Annotated in this window: 26 protein-coding genes, 2 tRNA genes, 1 pseudogene and 1 CRISPR repeat array; of the genes and pseudogenes, 19 read left to right on the top strand and 10 right to left on the bottom strand. The window is 54.4% G+C overall.

Going from position 1 to position 20,206, the window contains the following annotated elements:
- A pseudogene (locus tag RJ53_RS09785) lies at positions 1-249 on the top strand (histone deacetylase family protein); the annotation flags it as partial.
- 36 nt (positions 250-285) lie between these two features.
- On the top strand, positions 286-573 hold the full coding sequence (locus RJ53_RS09780; RefSeq protein WP_211531443.1) for a DUF2098 domain-containing protein: 288 nt from the start codon (positions 286-288) through the stop codon (positions 571-573).
- A 6-nt stretch (positions 574-579) separates the two neighbouring features.
- Here RJ53_RS09780 and nikR read toward each other — a convergent pair whose 3' ends face one another.
- Positions 580-1,002, bottom strand: a complete 423-nt coding sequence (gene nikR, locus RJ53_RS09775) for a nickel-responsive transcriptional regulator NikR (RefSeq protein ID WP_211531442.1) — start codon at positions 1,000-1,002, stop codon at positions 580-582.
- Positions 1,003-1,182: 180 nt separating this feature from the next.
- On the opposite strand from nikR, the gene RJ53_RS09770 reads away from it, so the two are divergent.
- From RJ53_RS09770 to RJ53_RS09725, 10 genes are read left to right on the top strand one after another with little or no spacing between them, the layout of a single operon-like run.
- Entirely contained in the window at positions 1,183-2,418 is a 1,236-nt protein-coding gene (locus RJ53_RS09770; protein WP_211531441.1) for a translation initiation factor IF-2 subunit gamma, read from the top strand.
- On the top strand, positions 2,382-2,795 hold the full coding sequence (locus tag RJ53_RS09765; protein ID WP_211531440.1) for a type II toxin-antitoxin system VapC family toxin: 414 nt from the start codon (positions 2,382-2,384) through the stop codon (positions 2,793-2,795). The genes RJ53_RS09770 and RJ53_RS09765 overlap by 37 nt, the downstream gene beginning before the upstream one ends.
- 8 nt (positions 2,796-2,803) lie before the next feature.
- Positions 2,804-3,385, top strand: a complete 582-nt coding sequence (locus RJ53_RS09760) for a DNA-directed RNA polymerase (protein ID WP_211531439.1) — start codon at positions 2,804-2,806, stop codon at positions 3,383-3,385.
- Positions 3,372-3,578 (top strand): transcription elongation factor subunit Spt4, encoded by a 207-nt coding sequence (gene spt4, locus RJ53_RS09755; protein WP_211531438.1) that lies wholly within the window; start codon positions 3,372-3,374, stop codon positions 3,576-3,578. Before RJ53_RS09760 ends, spt4 begins: the two co-directional genes overlap by 14 nt.
- Positions 3,578-4,081, top strand: a complete 504-nt coding sequence (locus tag RJ53_RS09750; protein WP_211531437.1) for a GTP-dependent dephospho-CoA kinase family protein — start codon at positions 3,578-3,580, stop codon at positions 4,079-4,081. The genes spt4 and RJ53_RS09750 overlap by 1 nt, the downstream gene beginning before the upstream one ends.
- 28 nt (positions 4,082-4,109) lie before the next feature.
- Positions 4,110-4,403 carry a 30S ribosomal protein S24e gene (locus RJ53_RS09745; RefSeq protein WP_211531436.1) on the top strand — a complete coding sequence of 98 codons (294 nt, stop codon included), beginning with the start codon at positions 4,110-4,112 and terminating at the stop codon, positions 4,401-4,403.
- A 3-nt stretch (positions 4,404-4,406) separates the two neighbouring features.
- Positions 4,407-4,559, top strand: coding sequence for a 30S ribosomal protein S27ae (locus tag RJ53_RS09740; RefSeq protein ID WP_211531435.1), 153 nt, complete (start codon positions 4,407-4,409; stop codon positions 4,557-4,559).
- 6 nt (positions 4,560-4,565) lie between these two features.
- Positions 4,566-6,134 carry a bifunctional N(6)-L-threonylcarbamoyladenine synthase/serine/threonine protein kinase gene (locus RJ53_RS09735; RefSeq protein ID WP_211531434.1) on the top strand — a complete coding sequence of 523 codons (1,569 nt, stop codon included), beginning with the start codon at positions 4,566-4,568 and terminating at the stop codon, positions 6,132-6,134.
- Entirely contained in the window at positions 6,131-6,676 is a 546-nt protein-coding gene (rdgB, locus tag RJ53_RS09730; protein WP_211531446.1) for an RdgB/HAM1 family non-canonical purine NTP pyrophosphatase, read from the top strand. The genes RJ53_RS09735 and rdgB overlap by 4 nt, the downstream gene beginning before the upstream one ends.
- A gap of 57 nt (positions 6,677-6,733) precedes the next feature.
- Positions 6,734-6,880 (top strand): 50S ribosomal protein L40e, encoded by a 147-nt coding sequence (locus RJ53_RS09725; protein ID WP_211531433.1) that lies wholly within the window; start codon positions 6,734-6,736, stop codon positions 6,878-6,880.
- Positions 6,881-6,902: 22 nt separating this feature from the next.
- Here the strand turns inward: RJ53_RS09725 and RJ53_RS09720 are convergent, their stop codons facing one another.
- Positions 6,903-7,547: a putative phosphothreonine lyase domain-containing protein gene (locus RJ53_RS09720; protein ID WP_211531432.1), complete on the bottom strand. Its 645-nt coding sequence runs from the start codon at positions 7,545-7,547 to the stop codon at positions 6,903-6,905.
- A 12-nt stretch (positions 7,548-7,559) separates the two neighbouring features.
- The gene (locus RJ53_RS09715) at positions 7,560-8,327 is read right to left on the bottom strand and encodes a sulfide-dependent adenosine diphosphate thiazole synthase (RefSeq protein ID WP_211531431.1); all 768 of its coding nucleotides are present in this window, start codon (positions 8,325-8,327) and stop codon (positions 7,560-7,562) included.
- A 94-nt stretch (positions 8,328-8,421) separates the two neighbouring features.
- On the opposite strand from RJ53_RS09715, the gene htpX reads away from it, so the two are divergent.
- The 4 genes from htpX to RJ53_RS09695 all read left to right on the top strand — a co-directional run bounded on the left by htpX (position 8,422) and on the right by RJ53_RS09695 (position 10,568).
- Entirely contained in the window at positions 8,422-9,300 is an 879-nt protein-coding gene (gene htpX, locus RJ53_RS09710) for a zinc metalloprotease HtpX (protein WP_211531430.1), read from the top strand.
- 68 nt (positions 9,301-9,368) lie between these two features.
- A tRNA-Gly gene (locus RJ53_RS09705) sits at positions 9,369-9,439 on the top strand.
- Between the two features lie 54 nt (positions 9,440-9,493).
- Complete coding sequence (locus RJ53_RS09700; RefSeq protein WP_211531429.1) at positions 9,494-10,420, top strand: cache domain-containing protein; 927 nt, start codon at positions 9,494-9,496, stop codon at positions 10,418-10,420.
- 74 nt (positions 10,421-10,494) lie between these two features.
- Positions 10,495-10,568 (top strand) — tRNA-Val (locus tag RJ53_RS09695).
- Positions 10,569-10,615: 47 nt separating this feature from the next.
- On the opposite strand, the gene RJ53_RS09690 is transcribed toward RJ53_RS09695, so the two are convergent.
- Entirely contained in the window at positions 10,616-10,825 is a 210-nt protein-coding gene (locus RJ53_RS09690) for a type II toxin-antitoxin system HicB family antitoxin (RefSeq protein ID WP_211531428.1), read from the bottom strand.
- Positions 10,825-11,013, bottom strand: a complete 189-nt coding sequence (locus RJ53_RS09685; protein ID WP_246496081.1) for a type II toxin-antitoxin system HicA family toxin — start codon at positions 11,011-11,013, stop codon at positions 10,825-10,827. Before RJ53_RS09685 ends, RJ53_RS09690 begins: the two co-directional genes overlap by 1 nt.
- A gap of 81 nt (positions 11,014-11,094) precedes the next feature.
- Between RJ53_RS09685 and RJ53_RS09680 the strand changes: the two genes are divergently transcribed.
- Together RJ53_RS09680 and RJ53_RS09675 are read left to right on the top strand one after the other, a co-directional pair.
- Positions 11,095-11,361 carry an AbrB/MazE/SpoVT family DNA-binding domain-containing protein gene (locus RJ53_RS09680; protein ID WP_211531427.1) on the top strand — a complete coding sequence of 89 codons (267 nt, stop codon included), beginning with the start codon at positions 11,095-11,097 and terminating at the stop codon, positions 11,359-11,361.
- Between the two features lie 177 nt (positions 11,362-11,538).
- Positions 11,539-11,739: a CsbD family protein gene (locus RJ53_RS09675; protein ID WP_211531426.1), complete on the top strand. Its 201-nt coding sequence runs from the start codon at positions 11,539-11,541 to the stop codon at positions 11,737-11,739.
- A gap of 139 nt (positions 11,740-11,878) precedes the next feature.
- Here RJ53_RS09675 and RJ53_RS09670 read toward each other — a convergent pair whose 3' ends face one another.
- The gene (locus RJ53_RS09670) at positions 11,879-12,280 is read right to left on the bottom strand and encodes a hypothetical protein (RefSeq protein WP_211531425.1); all 402 of its coding nucleotides are present in this window, start codon (positions 12,278-12,280) and stop codon (positions 11,879-11,881) included.
- Between the two features lie 499 nt (positions 12,281-12,779).
- Positions 12,780-15,197: a CRISPR direct-repeat array (repeat unit 37 nt; unit sequence GTTGCAATCCTTGTTTTCGTGGAACCCCTTCTGCTAC).
- Positions 15,198-15,497: 300 nt separating this feature from the next.
- Between RJ53_RS09670 and RJ53_RS09665 the strand changes: the two genes are divergently transcribed.
- Positions 15,498-16,274, top strand: a complete 777-nt coding sequence (locus RJ53_RS09665; RefSeq protein WP_211531424.1) for a CRISPR-associated protein Csx14 — start codon at positions 15,498-15,500, stop codon at positions 16,272-16,274.
- Here RJ53_RS09665 and RJ53_RS09660 read toward each other — a convergent pair.
- Genes RJ53_RS09660 through csm4 form a run of 4 tightly spaced genes read right to left on the bottom strand, consistent with a single transcriptional unit; the run spans position 16,240 to position 20,190 of the window.
- Complete coding sequence (locus RJ53_RS09660) at positions 16,240-16,911, bottom strand: CRISPR-associated endonuclease Cas6 (RefSeq protein ID WP_211531423.1); 672 nt, start codon at positions 16,909-16,911, stop codon at positions 16,240-16,242. The genes RJ53_RS09665 and RJ53_RS09660 overlap by 35 nt on opposite strands.
- A complete protein-coding gene (locus RJ53_RS09655; protein WP_211531422.1) occupies positions 16,908-18,110 on the bottom strand; it encodes a TIGR02710 family CRISPR-associated CARF protein in 1,203 nt (400 codons plus the stop codon). The genes RJ53_RS09660 and RJ53_RS09655 overlap by 4 nt, the downstream gene beginning before the upstream one ends.
- Complete coding sequence (csm5, locus tag RJ53_RS09650) at positions 18,092-19,252, bottom strand: type III-A CRISPR-associated RAMP protein Csm5 (RefSeq protein ID WP_211531421.1); 1,161 nt, start codon at positions 19,250-19,252, stop codon at positions 18,092-18,094. The genes RJ53_RS09655 and csm5 overlap by 19 nt, the downstream gene beginning before the upstream one ends.
- Entirely contained in the window at positions 19,249-20,190 is a 942-nt protein-coding gene (gene csm4 / locus RJ53_RS09645; RefSeq protein WP_211531420.1) for a type III-A CRISPR-associated RAMP protein Csm4, read from the bottom strand. The genes csm5 and csm4 overlap by 4 nt, the downstream gene beginning before the upstream one ends.
- Between the last annotated feature and the right edge of the window lie 16 nt (positions 20,191-20,206).

Below are 20,206 nucleotides of genomic sequence, written 5' to 3'. Positions count from 1 at the left end.
CTTGATGATGATCCCCTTGCAGAGATGCATCTCGTTCCTGAGGATTACGGGCTCCTGACCCGGCTTGTGACCGGGATCGATCTCCCGGTCGCCTTCGTCCTCGAAGGGGGGTACGGCCCGTCGATGGGGCGATCCCTTGCGGCCATATTCTCGGCACTGAAGGGGGATCCTGTGAAGATCCCCGAGATCGGGGAGGTGCGATCAAGTACACGGCGGATAGGAGAGCTCCTCAAACGGGTGCAGATGTAGCAAAGGTTTATGCACTCCGGTACCAACAATGCGGATATGACAGATGCTATCATGCCCGGCCAGGCGGTCCGGTACGGGCCGACCGGTACTGTCGGGACGATCACCAGGATCGAAGAGATCGGTGGCCGGAAGTTTGGCCTCATTGATACGACAAATCTCCTCTATCGTCTCGATCTCCTGGTCCCGGTCATTATCAGGGAGGGAAAAGCGAAGAAAGCGCCTGCCGATGCGCGAGAGGCGATTGCAGAAGAGAGGATCCGCGAGAAGGTTGCCGCAGAGAGTGCCTGGCTTAACGTTGATGGGAGCTGTGAGGGAGGGGGATAACCCCTTTCACCTGTTTATCGGGATCGTCGTCAGTTTCACCGACTCAACCCCTTTCTGTGACATCAGGCGTTCGGCGACGGCTTTGATCTCTCCTGCATCTCCTCTGACCAGGATCACCTCAAGACAGCGATCATGGGTGACATGGGAGTGGAGCGATGCCTGGATGAGGTTCATAAAGTCGTGCTGAATCTCAGTGAGCGTCTGGATGAGGCCGCGGTGCTCATGATCATAGACGATCGTGATGACACCCTGCCGTTCTCCCTTGACATCACTCATCCACTGGTAGTAGGTGATGTAGCTCCTGATGGCGTCCCTGATCCCCTCAGACCGTGATGAGTACCCGCGTACACCGATGATGTCATCGAACCTGTCAAGGAGGTTCTTTGGAAGTGATATTCCAATCCGGGATAATTCTGAATCTCCAGTCATAGACCTTCCTTTAAGTATCTACTGCGTGATTGGTTATTACAATTTCGGAAAAAGCACCCGGTTCATGACATACGTTGTATGTGATAGTGAGGGAAGAAGGAGTATAGAGATCCCAAGGAACACACTGAGATATTATCTATGAGAAGAACGATTATATAGGCTAGGGAGGTTTGAGTTTCTTTGCATGATCCAACAATACCAACGATAAATATAGGCGTCGTCGGCCACGTCGACCACGGAAAAACGACGCTCGTCTCCGGGGTGACCGGTACATGGACTGATCGCCACAGTGAAGAGTTGAAACGGGGTATCTCGATCCGTCTTGGATACGCGGATGCGACGTTTTATAAGTGTGAGAGCTGTGAAGGCCCGGAGATCTATTCGGCAGACGGGACCTGTCCATCCTGTGGAGGGAAAGCAGCGCCGATGCGTTCTGTCTCCTTCGTCGATGCCCCGGGCCACGAGACCCTGATGGCAACGATGCTCTCCGGGTCTGCGATCATGGATGGTGCGATGCTCGTCATCGCGGCGAACGAGCCATGCCCGCAGCCCCAGACGAAAGAGCACCTGATGGCCCTTGAATTAACCGGGATCACCAGGATAATCATCGTCCAGAACAAGATCGATGTCGTCACCCAGCAGGCGGCACTTGAGAACTACAAGCAGATCAAAAAGTTCGTCAAGGGAACCGTTGCAGAGAATGCACCAATTGTGCCGGTCTCTGCCCAGAAGGGTATCAACTTCTCAGCCCTTATCGCGGCCCTCAATGAGACGATCCCGGAGATGGATCGTGATCCTGAGGCCCCACCGCTCCTTCTCCTCGCGCGCTCGTTTGATATCAACAAACCGGGTGTCGGATGGAAGGATATCCGTGGAGGCGTCATCGGCGGATCGCTCATCAGAGGAATCCTTCGGGAAGGCGATGATATCGAGATCAGGCCCGGAAGACAGCATACCATCGAGAACAGGACTATATGGGAGCCGATCTATACGAAGATCACCTCGATGCATATGGGCTCAAAGAAGATCAGTATCGCAACACCTGGCGGCCTGACCGGGATTGCAACCAAACTCGATCCGGCGATCACCAAGAGCGATACCCTCGTCGGTCAGGTGGCAGGCCACCCCGATGCACTCCCCCCGGTCTGGGAGAAGATGAAGTTCAATGTCACCCTGATGGAGCGGGTCGTCGGTGCCAGCTCAGAGCAGCTGATCGAGCCGCTGAAGCATAAAGAGCCGCTGATGCTCTCCGTCGGGACAGCGGTGACGGTCGGTATCGTCACCGGGACGAAGAAGGACAGCATCGATGTCATCCTGAAACGCCCCGTCTGTGCCGAGCTCGGATCCCGCATCGCCATCTCGCGGCAGGTGGGTGGACGATGGCGCCTGATCGGAATGGGAATCCTCACCGAGTAGTCATCCTCCTGGATACAAATGCACTCCTCATCCCATCGCGATCCGGTGTTGATATCTTCACCGGCCTCCTTGAGATGGTTGGTGCATTTGAGCCGGTCGTTCCGGCTGAGGTGGTCAGTGAGCTGCACGGGCTTGCACAGGGGAGGGGGAAGTCTGCAGCGGCAGCACGCTTCGGCCTCACGCTCACCTCCCGTTGCAGAATCCTCCCAAAACGGGATGAAGAGGTGCCGGTCGATGAGATCATCTCCCTCCATGCAGGAGAGCTCAACTGCCCGGTGCTGACAAATGACAGGCAGTTAAAGGAACGCCTCTTTGAAGAGGGTGTTCCGGTTATAGTATTACGAAACCAGAAACGATTGGAACTCATCAGAAAGTAGGAGTCTCTATGTATTACAAACTGAAACTGAGCGATAAGGTCCGTGTTCCGGCTCACCGTCTTGGAGAGGATCTTGCGATTGTTCTCCTCGATGTCCTTCAGGAGCAGCTTGAGGGGAGTATCGACAAGGATCTTGGTATCTTCATCGCCGTCACTGCAATCGACCGGATCGGCGAGGGTGAGATCATCCCTGGCGATGGATCCGTCTATTTTGATGCTTCATTTGAGGCGATTGCACTGCGCCTCAACCTTCAGGAGATCCTCGAGGGGCTCGTCGTCGAGACGACCGGATTTGGGGCTTTTGTGAGCCTTGGCCCTATCGATGCGATGCTCCATGTCAGCCAGATCTCTGATGACTATATCAGCCATGATGAGAAGAACTCCCGTCTCGTCTGCCAGCAGACAAACCGGACGATTACAGTGGGAGATACCATCCGGGCACGGATCGTTGCATTATCCCTCAACGAACGCGAGCCGCGTGAGAGTAAGATCGGTCTGACGATGCGACAGGCAGGTCTTGGATCCGCACAATGGCTTGAAGACGAACACCAGAAAGAGCTTTCGGAGAAGAGTGTCGATGGCCGCACGTAAGAAGGTCGATCATGTCTGCCGGAAATGCCACCGGGTTCTTGACGCAGACAAGGAGGCATGCATCATCTGTGGTGACAGCAGCCTCTCCACCGACTGGCAGGGATACCTGATCATCATCGATCCGAAGCGATCCGAGATCGCAGAGAAGATGAATATCGACCTTCCAGGAAGGTATGCGTTGAAGGTTCGTTGATGCTCAGGCTTCCGGATGAGTTTCGGGACCTCTTTAAGAGGCCTTTTGGAATTCTTTTTAAAACAATCGATGAGGTGATCCCCCATCTCTCCGGACGAGCGGTCTACACCGTCGGGGATGTCGTCACCGACACACTCCTCTCGCGCGGCATCTACCCTGATATTGCGATCATTGACGGGTATACGATGCGATCGCCGTTTCTGAAGACCCCGCTCTATGCAGGGGCGCGGACGATCAAAGTTGCCAATCCTGCAGGAATGATCACAAATGAGCTCATCCTCGGACTCGATGATGCCGTCTCTGATACACCGGCTCTCGTCTTCGTCGAGGGCGAGGAGGATCTCGCCGTGATTCCTCTCGTTCTGGCCGCTGAAGACGGGGCTGTCATCCTCTACGGCCAGCCCAATGAAGGGGTTGTACTCAGGCTGGTTGATGATGAGGCCCGGATGGAGGCGAGGAAGCTCCTCACCTTCTTCATCGATTCCAACGCCACTTTTAAATAACTACCATGTCAATAGTTCTGGGATACCGATGGAGATCACTATCACAAACGATACAAGAAACGAGCTCCTATACCGCAAAGAGGTAGAGTTCACCATGACCTATGAAGGCGCAACCCCTTCAAGGAAGCAGATCATCGGGAAGATTGCCGCACTTCTCAATGCAAAGGAAGAGACGATGGTTCTTGACCCGATCAAGACACGGTTTGGATCCTGCGATGCAACCGGAGTGACACGGATCTATGACACCGTCGAGGCACGTGACCGGACCGAGCGCCCATATCTGATCAACCGTGGTCAGCCGAAGGCAGAAGCGGAGGAGTAAAGGATGGTAGCACGCTACAAGCTCTACTCCATCGAAGGCGACAAGGCAGTCGCAGGAAAGCGCCACTGCCCACGCTGTGGACCCGGTGTCTTCCTCGCCGAGCATGACGACCGTGTCGCATGTGGAAAATGCGGTTTTACCGAATTTAAGAAATAATAATACATGCCTCGTATCGGGCAGGTACTGGGGATTGAGGGGACAGCATGGAACCTCAGTGCCGCTGTTTTTGATGATGATCTCATTACGCTGCGATCATCTCCGTACATTCCACCTCATGGCGGTATCCACCCCCGTGAGGCTGCACAGCATCATGCATCAGTTATGAAGGAGGTTATCTCGGATGCCCTTGCTGATGCCGGTGAGATCACCGGGGTTGCCTTCTCACAGGGGCCGGGGCTCGGCCCATGCCTCAGAACGGTGGCAACCGCCGCCCGATCACTCGCCCTCTCCCTGGATGTCCCGTTGATCGGTGTTAACCATTGTGTTGCCCATATCGAGATCGGGAGGTTTGCAACCGGCTATACCGATCCGATCGTCCTCTATGCAAGCGGCGCCAATACCCAGGTCCTCGGGTATCTCAACGGCAGGTACCGGATCTTTGGCGAGACCCTGGATATCGGGATCGGAAACGGCCTCGATAAGTTCGCCCGGCATCACAACCTCCCCCATCCGGGAGGGCCGGCCATCGAGGAGTTTGCAAAGGAGGGCTCCTATATCCCCCTCCCTTATACCGTCAAAGGGATGGATCTGGCATTTTCGGGTCTCATCTCTGCTGCGAAGGAGGCGGATGCCCCACTCCCCGATGTCTGTTACAGCCTCCAGGAGACGGCGTTTGCGATGTGTGTCGAGGTGACCGAGCGTGCCCTTGCCCATACCGGCAAAGACGAGGTGATCCTTGTCGGCGGGGTCGGGGTCAATGGCAGGATGCAGGAGATGCTCGCCGCGATGTGCGAGGAGCGGGGGGCGGCCTTTGCCGTCCCTGAGCGGAAGTACATGGGCGATAACGGGGCTATGATCGCCTACACCGGGAGGGTGATGCTGGCAAGCGGCCAGACGATCCCGATCAGCGAGTCACGGGTGAACCCGGGATACCGGTCCGATCAGGTGGAGGTCGGCTGGCGCAGTGATACAGGATCGATCTTTGCCGGTGCGAGGAGCGGCGATCTCGTCCGTGGAGCCGAGGCGGAGGTTGATCTCTCGGGAGATGATGTGGTGAAGCGGCGGCTGAAGAAGGGATACCGCCATCCCCATCTTGACGCGATGCTGATCCGGGAACGTACCCGTGCCGAGGCGAGGATCATCTCTGCTGCACGACGGGCCGGGGTTGCCACCCCGGTGATCCGTGATCTGACGGCAGATGCGATCATCATGGAGAAGGTGATCGGGTCAGAGCTGAAGTACGTCCTTGACCATACCACCGCAGAGAAGGCGGGCTCCGCTGTCGGAAAGCTGCATACGGCGGGGATCGTCCATGGCGACCTGACGACGAGCAATATGATCCTCCGCGATGGGGAGGTCGTGCTGATAGACTTCGGCCTTGGCCAGATCACCGGCGAGATTGAGGCACGAGGCGTTGATCTCCATGTCTTCTTCCAGACGCTTGAGAGTACCATGGCAGATGCCGAAGATCTGAAGGAGGCGTTCCTCAGAGGATACCGGGAAACGTTCCCCCATGCAGATGATGTGGTGGAACGGGAGCATGAGATCGAGCTCCGGGGGCGGTACCACTGAAGATAACCGTTGTGACCGGGAACCGGCACAAGGCCGATGAGGTCGCCTCCTTCTTCTCCGGTATCGCCGAGATCGAGCACCTGGATCTCGATCTCCCCGAGATCCGTGATGAGAATGTCGGTACCGTCGCCCGGGAGAAGGCAAGGGCTGCCTGGGAGCAGATCGGCCGGCCCCTCATCGTCGATGATACCGGTTTCTTCATCACCGCACTGAACGGGTTTCCAGGGGCAACGGCTGCGTATGTGATGAAGACGATCGGGAACCCCGGCATCCTGAAGCTGATGGAGGATCAGGTCGATCGATCCGCATATTTTGAGACCGCCATCGCCTATGCATCAGAGGAGGGGATCCGGGTCTTCACCGGGAGGATCGACGGATCGATCCTGGGTGCACCCCGGGGCGAAGGGGGTTTTGGCTATGATCCCATCTTCTCTTATGAAGGCAGGTCACTTGCCGAGATGCTGCTTGCAGAGAAGAGCGTGGTCTCCCATCGTGGCCGGGCACTTGCCGCATTTCGGGACTGGTTTGTATCCGGAATATAACAATGGTTAAGACGTTTTGACGTCCACTAATAAGAACGCAATCTCGTGGTGTTTACTATGGCACGGTTTCCAGAAGCTGAAGCACGACTTCTCAATGTCAAGATCTGCATGAAATGCAGCTCAAGAAACGCTATCCGCGCAACAACCTGCAGGAAATGCGGTTCTAACCAGCTCAGAACGAAGAACAAGGAACGGAAGGCATAACCGACCGTTCACTCCATTTTTTTTACGCATTATAATACGTGACCCTCTTCCCGACAGAGCTGTACTCTCCGGCGAAGGTCTCGATGTTCCGTTTGTACCCGATCCGATCGATGATCCCAAAGTCGCGGAGCTTCTCCCGTACCCGCATCACCTCATCGGTCTCCTCCCAGTTGCTGGTATAGACATAGATGACGAGCCGGTCATCGCGGGACTGGGGGTTTGGCTTTGCAGTACTGACCTTGGCTGAGATACCAAGATCCCCCGCCCATGTCGCATCCCGGATCTTCTCCCAGATGGGATCGGCTGCGTCTTTTTCAAGGAAGATGAGCCATTTCCCGGCAGCTTCGGCATTGACTGCCTCCGGGTGGCTCCCAGGTGCGTCCTGGATGATCCAGTGCATCCTGACCGTCTTTGACGGGAGAATTCCTTCACCGTCATGGTAGAGGGCGGCGATGGCGTCTGCATCACCGGGGTCATTTCTGATCGCCTCTGCAAGGGGCGGGTATTCCTCCTGGAACGAGGCGAGTGCTTCCTCGCAGGCAGTTCTAAGATCATCGGGGCGGTGGATGAGGTCAAAGAGGGGGGTATTCTTCGCCTCCAGCCTCTTGCCAAAAAAGATGGTGAAGATGCCAAAGGCGATCCCGGCGAGTGATTCGGTCGTCTCCATTGAAACACCCTTTTACATCTTATTGAGCTGATCCTGTGCGATCTGTGCCGCCTTCTCGCCTGAGAGGAGCATCCCGCCAAAGACCGCTCCCATCCGTGCTTCCCCGGCAACGGCGTTTGCAGCCATGCCACAGGCGATGACGCCGGGGAAGATCTCGCGGGTGTGGTCGAGGATGTTCGTCTCTGCCCGTTCGGCCCACATGAAACTCTCGCCATGGATGGTGATATCCCCTTTCTTCTTTTTGATGCAGTGGGCGACGACGGCGTCATGGCCGGTTGCGTCGATGGTCACCTTCGCCGAGAGGGTGAGGGGATCGACATGGAGACCGGTCATCTCGACCGGGGTCGAGGTGATGACGAGGCCCGAGACCCTGCCGTCCCCCTTGATGACGACATCCTCGACCGAGGTGAGGTTGAAGAATTCTGCTCCGGCATCGCAGGCTGCTGCTGTCAGTTTTGCAACCGACTCAACGGATGATGCGACATAGTAGCCCGGCTGGAAGAGCGTGGATCTGATCCCGAAGTGATCGAGGAGCCGTCTGCCCTCCTCCTGGACGACGATCCGGGGGAAGGTCATCCCCCCGCCCCACATCCCGCCGCCGACGGAGAGCTTCTTCTCGATGACGGCAACCTTCCTTCCTTCTTCTGCAGCCAGGGCAGCACAGACAAGGCCGGAGGGACCTCCCCCGACGATTGCGATGTCGAGTTCCAGGTACCTGGAGAAGATCTCTGCATGGGTCTGCAGGATCGCCCTGCTGATGGTCACTTCGTCAAGCTTCATCTGATTCCTCATCCGATATAGTGGCGCTGATCATACTAATATCTCTTGATTCCTGTTCGCAGGTATTATGAGTTCGAAAGAACAAAGATAACGTATGGAATGGAAGCGCGACTATGGCCTCACCACGAGGATAATGTTTACGTGGTTTCTGCTACTCCTCGTCTATCTCGTCTTCCTTGCTGCACTTCAGGCAATTTTGGGATTTTCATTCCACCTTCTGGTCGCCATCGCCTTTGTGATGGCATTCGCCCAGTACTTCTTCTCCGCCAAACTGGTGCTGATGAGTACCGGTGCCCGTGTGGTGGAGGAGGATGAGTATCCTGAGCTGCACCGGATGGTTGAACGGCTCTGTGCAACCGCAGACCTCCCCAAGCCGAAGATTGCGATTATGCAGTCCCCGGTGCCAAACGCCTTTGCGACCGGGCGGAGCCCAAAGCATGGTGTCGTCGCGGTGACCGATTCGATTATGCGAATCCTGACAAAGGAAGAGCTTGAGGGAGTGCTTGCCCATGAACTGGCACATATCAAGAATCGTGATATGATGTCGATGACGATCGCAAGTTTCCTTGCGATGGCGGCAGCGTTGATTGTGCAGAACGCACTTTTTGCCTCCCTCTTTGACCGGCGGGAAGGCAATCCCTGGATGATCGCCTGGATCGTTGCGATCCTCGTCTATGTGGCGGCGACACTCCTGATCCGGACGCTCTCACGATACCGTGAGTTCACGGCCGACCGGGGTGCAGCCTATATCACAAATAATCCACGGGCACTCCAGAGTGCACTGATGAAGATCAGCAACCGGATGGATGCTGTGCCGCCACAGAAGAAGCAGGAGGTGGAGGGGGCAAACGCCTTCTTCATCATCCCCGCACTCACCGGCAGGTCACTGATGGAGCTCTTCTCGACCCATCCCCCGCTTGAGAAGCGGCTCGCGGCACTTGAGAAGGTCCAGGAAGAGATCCGGGGATACTAAATTTCCCTTCTTTTTTGAAGCAGATTCGTAATCCTTAAATCTCTTCGGGGATAATAGTAAAGAGCATCGCATCGATGGTCTAGTGGTATGACTTTGGCCTTCCAAGCCAATAGCCCGGGTTCAATTCCCGGTCGATGCATCTTCTTCTGAGCGTTTCGATGATTTTTTATCATCGCATAGTACAAATCTGCTGATGAAATACTGGTGCTATGGAATCTGCCTTCTTCTGATCCTTGCCTGCGGGTGTGTCGCAGGGGAGGAGAGGGGAGAAGCCGGGGATCTCAGGGAGTATCTCCTTGCTGCCGTCTCGTATGCGGAGATGCACGGGAAAGAGGCGGCCCTTGTCGAATTCGGGAAACCCGATGGTGCGTTCACGTATGATGGCTGGTATATCTATGCCTATGATGACGACTGCATCCTCCTTGCCCATCCATATGAGGAGGCGAGCGTCGGGCTGAATCGCTCCGGGTGGACGGACAGCCGTGGGCTCCCGGTGATCCGGATCGGATCTGATGTTGCACAGGCGGGGGGTGGCTATATCACGTACCTGTATCCACGGCCGGGGGATGCCGGGATCGATGAGGCGGCCTTCTCAACCTATGAGCTGAAGCTCGGGTATGTGATGCCGGTGGATGATGACTGGTGGCTCGGGTCCGGGGTTGCTCTTGCTGATCTCACCTGGGACGAGGGCTATCCCCCGGTGATCCGGGATATGGTGGCACTCGTGGTGGACGGGACCGCCTATGCCGGGCGTGAAGGAGATGCGGCGGCCCTTACTGAGATATCGGATCCGGGTGGCCGGTTTGTGAATGCGAATGGCCATTACCTCTATGCCTACCGGTACGACGGGACGCTGATCGGCCACCCCCATCTGCCGGAGATGATCGGGTCCAATCTCATCGACCGCGAGGACCAGTACGGGATGCGGATGATCGGGAGCCTTGCGGCGACGGCCCGGGATGGTGGCGGATTCGTCGTCTTCATCTGGCCAAACCCTGAGGAAGGGAACCGGGATGAGCTGAAGATCGGGTATGTGATGCCGGTGGATGATGACTGGTGGCTCGGGTCCGGGGTGTACCTGAGCGAGGTGACGGGGGAGTATACCCCTATACGGGGATGATGGGGAGGAGGGCGATCCCCCTTCTTTGTTTGAAAAGGGTTATACGTCAGGGTGGAGAATAGATACTGGAACGGGGACTCGTGGTCTAGCTGGTTATGACGCCGCCTTCACACGGCGGAGATCTCGTGTTCGAATCACGACGAGTCCATCCTCTTTTCGGTTTGTTTTTGTTATCGGGCTCGTGTACGGAAGCGGTCATACCAGTACCCATGAAGCAGAAGAGCTGGCTTTGGGGATAGGAAGGCCATCCTCTTTCAAGCCTTCGATGTGAAAGGCGATCGCCTCATGCATCTCTTCTTCCGCTTCTTCACGGGTCTTTCCGGTCGCGACACAACCAGGAAGATCCGGGGAGTATGCAGCGTAATTGGTCTTGCCCTTCTCGATGATAATGAGAAATCTGTGCATTATGTACCCTCCTTTAATCCTGCTTGTTTCCAGATGCTGTTCAATGTTCCGGGCTGCAACACATCAGATGGTTTACCGGGGATCGTTATCCTGCCGGGTAGTACAGGATGTTTGTATTGCCGGTGACTGCCACGGGTTGATACAAGATACCACCCTTGTGCTTCTATCTGGTGTATACGATCCCGCATTTTTATAATGATGGTACTGTAAACAGGTCCTGAATGCATAGACTCATATCCCAAGTGTAAGATATATCTTACTGATTGCAGATGGAGATCGGCATTATCAGAATGAGTTCAAAGGGGCAGATCGTCATCCCGATATCGATGAGAAAGGACCTCGATGAGGGAGAACAGCTCGTCATCATCAGGGACGGAGATCGTTGTATCCTCAAGCCGCTTGCCGATCCTGAGCCGGCACTGGAAGACGATATCAGGTTCGCCGAACGGACGGAGAGGGCGTATCTGGAGTTTGAGAAGGGAGAATGTACCAGAAAGAGCGATGTTGATCTCCTTCATACGCTGAGTTCATGGTAACCGTTGCATATAATGCATCGTTCCATCCCTGCTCCCGTGATCGGAGTTCCTGATTTTCTTCCAGACTCTTCTTCAACCTCATTATTGTACTATTGTAAGAATGGCATCCCCGACATAGCATTCAGGAAGATTTATATTTAAAAATCTGATATATCCTATCCAGAAACCAATGCCACCATGGCAGGACGGAGTGATGACAAGATGGCCATAGAAGAAGATGAGATCAGGGGAAAGGGAAAGCAGATCAAAGGGAAGGTCCGGGAAGAGGTCGGCAAGCTGACGGGGGATAGGAGCGAGCAGGCCAAAGGAAAGATTGAGCAGGTTGTCGGAAAGGGCCAGGAGGAGATCGGAAAAATCAAGCGAAAGGCCAAAGAATAGGCAGGGAACCCGGATAGGTCCCCTTATTTCTATTTATTCCGTATTATGACTATAGAAAGGAAGTGCCGGATAGTACATCCCTCTGCCGATAACGGCCCGTGCTGCCGGAATACTCTGTTGTCTTCCGGGAACAGACGGTTTATTTCTTCTGCTGTTGTTGTGCAGCCTGTTGGGCAGCCTGCTGTGCTTTCTTCTGCTGTTCACTCTGCTGTTGCTGGGCAGCCTGTTGTTGCTGGGCAGCCTGTTGTTGCTTCTGCTGCTCCTGTTGTTGACCAGCCTGCTGAGCCTGTTGTCCCTGCTGAGCCTGCTGGCCTTTCTGCTCATGATGCTGCTTTGCCTGCTCATGGAACTTCGTCTGTTCCTGGAGTTTGGCTGCCTGCTGCTGAGCCTCCTGCTGCTTCTGCTGTTCACTCTGTTGCTGGGCAGCCTGCTGTTGACCAGCCTGCTGGGTCTGTTGTCCCTGCTGCTGTTGCTGGGCAGCCTGCTTTTGCTTCTGCTGCTCCTGCTGTTCACTCTGCTGCTGCTTTTCTTCAGATACCATAGTTTTCACCCCCCCATCCCATAGATGGGGATGGGGATTACATAGCCTCAGAGACCATAACAATATCGTACACTTTGGGCTTGAATTTGAAATAGGAGAGATTATTCTTTGTTTTTTAATTCGGAGACCCCCTGTCTTTAAAATAAATAATAACATTTAGATATATAAAATAATATATTTATAGAATCGTCTTATATTAGTCGATTAAGACAGATCTGTGCCTTTATGAGGGAGGAATGGGGGAGGGGGATGTACACCTGGGGACGGAGGAAACTCAGGGTAGCGTCGTGAGGGTAGGAAGCAGGAGGATGGTGGAGGAGAATGATGGATCCTGATACAATCCTTCCTGTATAGCTGTGACCTCTGGTTTATGGAGGCTCTTCTGCTCCATGACTGTTTTCCGAATGTCGATCATACAACACTGAACCATTGTAATCCTTTTCGTGGAAGTACTTCTGCTACTCAGAGGAACGACACATGAAAAAGACACACTATAGGGGTTGCAATCCTTGTTTTCGTGGAACCCCTTCTGCTACGTGGCTCTCGAATGAGAATTCCGCTCTCCGGCACATGTTGCAATCCTTGTTTTCGTGGAACCCCTTCTGCTACAGCATCTTATGATAAGACATACGAATATCGAGAAGATGGTTGCAATCCTTGTTTTCGTGGAACCCCTTCTGCTACGGGGCTCTCGGTCGCAGCAAGTTTGAAGGTGATGGGGGTGTTGCAATCCTTGTTTTCGTGGAACCCCTTCTGCTACATCAGAATCGGAATTTATCGAACAAATAACCTATCAGGGTTGCAATCCTTGTTTTCGTGGAACCCCTTCTGCTACATTACGAGGTTTCGGATGGGTTGTTCATGGAGATTGAAAAGTTGCAATCCTTGTTTTCGTGGAACCCCTTCTGCTACACCAACCGAACCTGAACTTCTGTATAGCGAACAGTGTTCGGTTGCAATCCTTGTTTTCGTGGAACCCCTTCTGCTACGAGAAACGCAATCTTTGAGGATGAAAACCTCACAGTTTGCAATCCTTGTTTTCGTGGAACCCCTTCTGCTACGTACGTCCCCAGACAGGAGGGCTGACAAGTCAGCCGTTTTGCAATCCTTGTTTTCGTGGAACCCCTTCTGCTACACCTCTCTTGGCTTCATCCTCTTTACGATACCTTCTTTGCAATCCTTGTTTTCGTGGAACCCCTTCTGCTACAGAGCGGGTGGGCAGACATGCAGAGCAAAAGCCCTCTTGCAATCCTTGTTTTCGTGGAACCCCTTCTGCTACGGTGTCTCTTGCAGATTTAATCCACTCTATTGACCTCTCTTGCAATCCTTGTTTTCGTGGAACCCCTTCTGCTACATAGTTGGAAGTTGAGGGGATATTTGCCCCCCTCTTCCTTGCAATCCTTGTTTTCGTGGAACCCCTTCTGCTACAAGGTTACGAGTGGCGACGTACCACCGGGAGCCATGGACTTGCAATCCTTGTTTTCGTGGAACCCCTTCTGCTACGCTACGGCTAACGCCACTGCGCTAACCTTCGTGTCTACTTGCAATCCTTGTTTTCGTGGAACCCCTTCTGCTACATGATACATACGAATTTAAAAATGATGAGGGGAAAGCCTTGCAATCCTTGTTTTCGTGGAACCCCTTCTGCTACTGCGCTACCCGTCTTGTCTACATGCCAAACCATACCCCTTGCAATCCTTGTTTTCGTGGAACCCCTTCTGCTACACCATGAGGTGAAAAAAATGGACAACCAATCGATCGACTTGCAATCCTTGTTTTCGTGGAACCCCTTCTGCTACCTCTGATCGGTACGCCCTTAGGGCAACGTTCAGCGTCTTGCAATCCTTGTTTTCGTGGAACCCCTTCTGCTACATGGAACAATCTCTTCATTAGTTGAATTATGTATAAAACTTGCAATCCTTGTTTTCGTGGAACCCCTTCTGCTACTGCCATGAGAGGAACGCTAATACGGCGTACTCCTTACTCTTGCAATCCTTGTTTTCGTGGAACCCCTTCTGCTACATCATTTTTAGCCACTCGTTAAAGTGGCTTTCCATATCTTGCAATCCTTGTTTTCGTGGAACCCCTTCTGCTACTATACCTTAGTTTTGGGTATTGGTGGCCCGCATGTAGACTTGCAATCCTTGTTTTCGTGGAACCCCTTCTGCTACACAACAACTGAAAGGATATACATCAAGAATACTTCCTTGCAATCCTTGTTTTCGTGGAACCCCTTCTGCTACTTAGAAACAATGATGAGGATCGCCGGAGAAGAAACTATTGCAATCCTTGTTTTCGTGGAACCCCTTCTGCTACGGTATCTTAACGCATTGCATAAAAGACATAACCAATATATTGCAATCCTTGTTTTCGTGGAACCCCTTCTGCTACTGTATAGGAGAAGATCTATGGATCTCAGGCAATTCGCATTGCAATCCTTGTTTTCGTGGAACCCCTTCTGCTACACTGCCGGAGAGCGACAGATCAGAACACACCCGAACCCATTGCAATCCTTGTTTTCGTGGAACCCCTTCTGCTACGATATATGGATCTCAGGCAATTCGCCTCTTCAGAGGATTGCAATCCTTGTTTTCGTGGAACCCCTTCTGCTACCGTTACCGCGTTACTTCTCGCGGAGATCACTCGCGGGAATTGCAATCCTTGTTTTCGTGGAACCCCTTCTGCTACCAGACAGGGTGAAGTCGATCACTCAGGACAGCCTCCCGGCTGGGTATTGCAATCCTTGTTTTCGTGGAACCCCTTCTGCTACATTTTTCTGAGTGTGAAGAGTGTAGACGGAGATGTGCGATTGCAATCCTTGTTTTCGTGGAACCCCTTCTGCTACACCACAATCACCGCATGGGACAGCTGGGAGATGGAATTGCAATCCTTGTTTTCGTGGAACCCCTTCTGCTACGGGTCAAATTTGTTTCTTTTCCCAGATAACCCTTTCTATTCGCTCCTTTTTGTCAGGGTATATAAACCGGACGACCCCCTCCGATCACCTTTTCCGCATTTTTGCAAAATTTCAAACTCATTTTGCTATTATTTTTCAATTTAATCGGTTTAAATCAAATCTCCGAGGTTTTCATACCCATTCCGTAGTTTTCCATATCATCCCCTCCCCCATCCCCACATCCATCTCTCCGCCTCGGGAGGGAGCAAGATGAGAGGCGGTCCTTTGGTAATATTCAAAAGGATTGAGGTGGAGAGACTGATGCAGAGCATTATGAAGACCGCAGTTATTGCCCCGGTCGGAATGAGCCCCCCTGCCGTCAGCTCATTTATAGACGGTATCGGGGAGCCGATATCCGATGTTGTCCTTCTTGTCACCCGGGATCGCGATGTCCTCGCCGGAACCCGGTTCCTGGATGCAGGTCTCTCCCTCAGATATCCCTGGCTCCGGATCCACCCGGTCATCCTCCCCTTTGACGATGTCGCCACCCAGGATGATACGCTCCGGTTCATGTCTGAAGCGACACGGGCCTTCCGGGAGGAGCGTGACACCCACCAGTGTGATACCATCTACCTCAACATCACCGGCGGGAGGAAGAATATGTCCGTTGTCCTGACACTCCTTGGGCAGATCCTCGGAGCAGACGGCGTATTCTCGGTCGTCAATCCTGATATCAGATATATGAACGAACTCCTTGAGCGGTACCGGGGTGAGATCAACCGGTTTGCGGATATCGAGTCACGGGAGGAGGGATTCGCCCTCTATGAAGAGCATCGTGAGGAATTCGATCGGATCCTCTTCCCGCCCCGGACAGGCTATGAGATCATCAGGATACCGACGCTCCCCTTCCCCGCAGATCATATCGGCTACCTCATCAGGGCATGCCTCGGGAGCGGTGAGCGGCTCGCCCCCCAGGACGAAGCCCTCCTCATCCGGCACGGGGTACTTGAGAAGAAGACAGGGGGCGGATCCGTTCTCACCCCGTATGGGGAGAAGTTCCTCTCTATCCTTCTGGGGAGGCAGACCGATCGGGGATGACGGTGCCAAACCCCTGAGATACCCCTTTTCCGAGTGCAAAGAACTCCGGGATGATAACATTCGTCTGGAACTCCCCGGTGAACCCGGTCATCCCGATGCCTTTATACCGGACTGCCACCGGATCAAGATGTGTTCTGACCCGGATCTCCCGTGAGATGACAATATCAAGCCCTTTCGCCATCGAGAGGATATTACCGATCAGGATCCTGTTGAGCAGTTCCTTCCTCTCGCGCCAGCCCCCGGCATTCTGGTAGATCTCATAATTTTTTGTGCTGAGGGCGATCCAGGGGCTGGTAAACCGGTACGACCGGAGATCACGGATCGGGCGGATAGCCCCCTCCATCTCATAGGTCGCCTTCCGGGTAATCCGGTACCGGCTGTTCCCAAGTGTCAGCTCATGCAGATCCCCGACGATGGCACGGAGCTCGTCTGCCCCGTCATCGATCCCAAGGACAGACGGCGTCCCTTCGATCACCCGGTACTGTACCCGGGGGTAGGTATAGATAAGCTGGGGGGCATGATGGTGCAGGAGGGGGCGATCCGGATACTGCCCGGCGATACATCCCCGGAGCTGTGTTCCGCTTTCGGTGACAGGCCGATCCGTCTCCATAACCAGGTAGAGAGTTCTGTGTGTCATAATTTCGTAAATACTGCTCGTTTGAGGAGCGGCTCCATCTCATTTGGACCACATGCCTGGAGTGCGAGATCATGAACCTTCCCATAAAACGTCATGGCACTCTCCCTTGTGACAGGGGTCATCCCATGAGCGAGGATGGAGCTGTTCCGCTGCTGGAGATCGTCTGCGAGAGCTTCATAACAGGTTCGTGCCCGTGTCCATCCGAGGGCCTGGAGGAGATGGAACTTCTCCCGGACACCGATCCTGAGCCTCCTCTCACCATCTGCCTTCGGTTCGCAGTAGGCAAAATACTCGCGATCCACCTTCCCCTTCAGCTTCTCAAGCCGGATCGACCCATTGATATCATCGAGATCGTACTCGAGGAGGCGGATCTGGGTGATCAGCTCCACGGCCCGGTACAGGCGGCCGGTTGCATCATCGTACTTCCCTTCTTCAATCCTGCGGCCTGCATTATTCAGGAGGTCCGCAAGGATCATCCTGTATTTATATGGAAGCCCGTCTGTTTCGACCAGTTGCTTGATAAAACCCTTATTCACTGAAAACCGGGTGTCGGAGCTCCCTGCAAGGATACCGGCAGCCCCCTTATGATCAAAGCGATCCCAGAGGCTGTAAGCATCAAAGATCTGCATGAGGTGGTTTTTGTCATCGACTGCAACCATCTTCCTCATTGTTGCCTTTGCGGACTCAAACCGGTAGGCATTGAACTCTGCATTTGCCGTCTCACGGAGGATATCGTTATAGGCAAGATAGAGTGACTGCTGGGTTATCGTCTCGGTACCCTGGCCGACGAGCCCGTTCTCTCCCCGTCGCCCACTGATGACCGTCAGCTCCTTCCTGTGGAGCATCGAGGCGATCGCCGCCGACATCGTCATCGTCTTGGTCCCGGAGGTATAATCGATCCTGATATCCTCATCCGGCCTTCTTTTGATCTCGTCGCTGATCTGCTCAAAGCAGTCGGAGAAGGAGTCGATATTCCGAAGCTGAATCCAGGTGACCGGGGGGAGATCCATCCCTCGATTGATCTTCAGGCAGTCACGGATGAGAGGAACCATCGGTTCGCTCTCGGCAGACCCGAAGAAGATGACCTCTTCCGGCCGGTGATAGTGGATCCCATGGGCGAGGCCATGGGCGAGGTTGCGCATCCGCTCCTCTCTGTCCGGGCCTGAGCCGGTACCGACGGTCATGAAGAGGGTAACCATTCCACCCACCCCGGCATCAGCAGTTCTCCATTCGTCCGAATAAACTCAATACTCTTTGGATACGGGGGATCCAGTGCTTCCCCGTCATATGAGCGGGGATATCTTCCCAGTTTCATATCCGTAATTATCGCCGATGCGAGATCGGGATCCTTCTCCTCGATGAGATCCATCACTGTCTGGTAGGTCGTCCCGATAGAAAACCCGACCCGAAGGAGATCCATCCCGGCATGCTTCTTCTGCATCGTCTGGATCTCGGTACTCAGTGGCGAAGGGGCTCCCGAACCGCTCACAAGACGGAGATCATGGAGGAGTGCCGCCTCGATGAACTGCCGCATCACCGAGCGGAGATGTGCGGTCATCTTCTCTTCTGCCGCCTGCAGGACCAACGGATCGGAGAGTCCCCTGATATCGCTCTTTTTCAGCCCAAGCAGCGGGAGCTTGCCTTCAAGCAGCGAGAGATCCCGGTGGCCTGCCGCCGCCTCGATCTCCGGGGAGAGCCGGATCGTTCCCTCCAGGCGGGCAAAGAGGGTCTCACAGGGGATGGTGAATGGTTTGGGCGCCATAATGCCGTTCCGTGACATGGAGTACGTCCCGAACTCTTCCAGATAGAGGAAATGTTTCACCGGCATGAAATCCGAGACCTCAAGGAACCGGAGGAGATCATACTTGGGATCGTACCTTCTGCTGTTTGTTGAGAGGATCCCCTCGAAGATTTCCTTCCCTATCATCCGTTTATTACGGGAATAGAGCCGTTCCGGGGGGAACGAGGGGTCATCCCTGCATGCCTTCCATAGCAATGCCGTCCGGATCGCCCCTTTCACCGTCGATCCCGGGATGTACGGGATATCAAATCCGGTTCTGATGATCTCCCGAACCTCACCTGGCGGATGTGGAATGGATGATTTCAGGGTATATCGCGCCGGTGGCGAGAGCGGATGCCGCTCCATAAACTTCTGAAGCGAGAACCCCGGCTCTTCCACTTCATAGAGGAAGTCCTCATACGCCCTGCCCTCAAGGAGGGAGACGACATCACGAATCCCGGTCCGGGCATACCCTTCCCTCACCCTGAATATCTCGGCTCCTCCGTACTTTCCACCGGATCCGACATGGACCGGTGTTACTGTCTTCAGCTCAACCCTCATGCTGCACTCCTGAAACGGATCGGGAAGGCATACCCGTACTCAACGACCGGGGGATCGTCCCGGACACGGGCGATCCCGCCGTACACATCGTCCCCGGTATCAGGGAAGACCGACCCTTCACCGAGCATCATCACCGACCGTTTCATCACGCCGTCGGCACTCCTCCCCCGGATCCTGACGAGGTTGTAGAAGGCATCCTCGCCGAGAAGATCGAAGTCGTCGGGGAGATAGCGGGAGAGGGTGACGATCCGCTCTCCCGTAGATGTGGGGAGGATATCGGTATCTCCAAAGGAGATGGAGCAGGCGCCCTGGCCGCTTGAGACTTTGGGACCAAAACCCCGGTCTGCAAGGAGACGGAGTGCCGCCAGCACCTCATTCTCCCATGCCTTCTCTTTGAAGTCGATCAGGAAGTATAATCCTGCATTGGAGAACCTGAATCCTTCCGATGCGAAGAAGGCTTCGGAGGCGACCGAGAGGCGGTTGATCCGGTTATGCGGGATCTCGGATCGGCTGATCTCAAAGTGGTGATCCTGCTTCTTCTCGTACAGCATCCCCGATCCGATCCGGTACTTCCCGTCGCCCCGGTCCAGATCCCGGAGTATCTCGTCATCTGAGAGCCGCCCCTCAACCAGCGAGGCAAATATCCCGCTCTGGAGGTACGAGACCTTCCTGAGCTTCTTTGCGGCATCAAAGAGTGCTTCTCCGGGGAGTTTCTCCGGAGGGAGGATCGGGGCAGGGAGGAGATGCACCTTCTCCTCCTCCCCAAACCAGGGGAACGCCGATGTGAGGAGGAACGGGGGATCCTCTTCAAATGCGGCGACCAGATCCCCGACCGGCCCCCCAAGCTCCGCCATCGCCGAGCAGATCGCCCCAAAGAGCGTATTTGACGGCAGCGTCCGGGGAAAGGCCGAGGTGGGTGTTATGTAAACGGTACGCATATCCCGGCTCCATATA

The organism is Methanocalculus chunghsingensis (assembly GCF_018132105.1).
Lineage (GTDB): Archaea > Halobacteriota > Methanomicrobia > Methanomicrobiales > Methanocorpusculaceae > Methanocalculus > Methanocalculus chunghsingensis.
Note: the sequence above shows the minus strand (reverse complement) of the source record. Positions and strands in the feature narration are given on the sequence as shown.